Annotated in this window: 1 protein-coding gene and 1 pseudogene; both read right to left on the bottom strand. The window is 71.1% G+C overall.

Going from position 1 to position 2,108, the window contains the following annotated elements:
• A pseudogene (locus B0E53_RS35840) lies at positions 1-1,614 on the bottom strand (hypothetical protein); the annotation flags it as partial.
• 196 nt (positions 1,615-1,810) lie between these two features.
• The coding region (locus B0E53_RS35835) for a hypothetical protein (RefSeq protein ID WP_210406356.1) at positions 1,811-2,108 on the bottom strand (298 nt) is incomplete at its 5' end.

Raw genomic sequence — 2,108 nt, 5'->3', positions numbered from 1 at the left:
GTACTGGTCGATGTGGTGCTGGGCGGCCAGGTGCACGGCCGAGCGCAACGCCTGCCGGTCGAACTCCCCGGGCAGCGCGGCGACGACCTGCTCCGGGCGTACCGCCGCCGGGATCTGCCCGCCCGCCGGGATCTGCCCCGCGAGGGCTTCGGTGATCCGGGCGACGGCCTGGTCCCGGACACCGAACAGGTACCCCTCGGTGAGCGCGGTGGCGGGCAGACCGATCCGGGACAGGAAAGCGGGGACGGTCGGGTCGTTCTGCCGGGCGTCGGCCCACTCGGTGAAGACCTGCTCGACCGGCACGGGAAGCCCAGCCAGGAACTGCCGCGCCTGCCCGGTCCCGGCCAGCACCCCACCGTAGTGGTCCACCAGCTCCCGCTGGAACTGCTGCCACTGCTCCACCACCGGCGCACCGGCGGCCACGACCCACTCCGGCGCCGGCACCGGCGGCACGGGCACGTCCGGCACCGACCACGCCGGCACCGGCAGGTCCGGGACCGACCACGCCGGCACGGACAGGTCCGGCGGCGACCACGCCGGTACCGGCGGCACCGGTTCAGGCGCCACTGGCGCCGGTGCCGACAGCGACGGTGCCGGCACCGGCGGGACGGGCACCGGGGCCTGCCCGCCGGAGTCCGCACCCGCCGGATCGCCGACCTCCGGCTGATACGCGGACGGATCCGGGGTGACCGGGACGGGCGGCGGCACCGGAGCGACCGGCCTACCGTCGGCGGTGAAGCCGACACCATCCGGCATCCGCCACCGGGGCCGGGTCGGATTGAACCCCAAACCGACCGCGCCACGACGCGCACCCATCCCGGCCGCCGTCCCGGCCAACTCACCTGCCCCCGACAACGCCCCGGAAGCCGCGTCCGTGTCCGCACTGTCCGTGTCGTAGGCCCCGTCGACCATCAAGCCGGCGGCGGCACCGCCGACCACCTCCATGCCGACTTCCGACACCGGCACCATCATCAGGCTGGTCAACAGGTCACGCGTGGAACCCGACACCCCGAGGTGCGCCAGACCACCACCGACGGCACCGGCGAACCGTCCCAACGCCGGCGCGGCCGCCGTGGTGACACCCGCCACCGCCAACCCGTACAACGCCTGCTTGCCGACCTGCGCCCAGTCGATCCCCGGCATCAGACCATCAGCCAGCATGCTGATCTGCGCCAACAACGACGAGCCCGGCATGAACAACATCTGGATCGCCGTGCTGCTCGCCGCCGACCGCATCATCGACGACCGCAGGATCGTCTGGATGATCGTCCGGGTCTTCACGATGTGCGCCGCCGCCTCCACCGGCAGGAAGAACGCCATCGCGAACGCGACCGCCAACTCGGTCATCATGAAGATGAACATGACCAGCGCCTGACGATCCGTCAGCTCCATCTGGTTGAGGAAGCCCCGCATCGCCTGGGCGGTGTTCACCTTCAGATCGGCGACCCGGTCCAGCAGTTCCACGAACGGAGCGGTCTGCGCCACGAAACGGTCGTAGACCTCGCCCTCCCCCGCCGCCCGAACCGCCTTGATCGCCCGGATCAGCTCCGGAACCAACACGGTCCGCGCCCGATCCGCCAGCACCTCCAACCAGTTCAGGTCGTACGCCAACATCGGCAGATTCGACCGGTGCAACCGCATGCCGGTGAAATTTTCCAGGGCCTGCTTCGCCGGCTCATTGAGACCAACGGAGGGAACGGGGGCCTGGCCCATCGCGCAACGCCTCCGTTCCCTGCCCTTGGTCGCTCAGTGCGAATCACTCAGCGGTGCAGACCACCGCCCCGGCCCTCGGCCATCTCGTCTCCGCGGATCAACCCCGCGTGCCACCGCTCATGTCCGGGACCATCTCGGTGCCGGTGGCCTCGGTGTTCTCCCCGACACGGCGAACCAGGTCCAACTTCTCGCCCTGGAACCCGGCGGCGTGAGCCAGCTGGGCGTACGCCGCGAGCACGATGCCCGCGAGCACTTGAAGCACGGCCGCGCGGGCCTGCAGGCTCAGTTCGTCGTCCGCGGGGACGCCGGCCGCCCACCGGCACTCGGCGATCTGGCGCACCGGGTCCACCGTGCTGATCAGGTGGTCCTTGAACTGGAGCACCGCCGGCACATTC

Origin of the sequence: Micromonospora sp. MH33 (assembly GCF_003013775.1) — a bacterium.
Lineage (GTDB): Bacteria > Actinomycetota > Actinomycetes > Mycobacteriales > Micromonosporaceae > Micromonospora > Micromonospora fulviviridis.
Note: the sequence above shows the minus strand (reverse complement) of the source record. Positions and strands in the feature narration are given on the sequence as shown.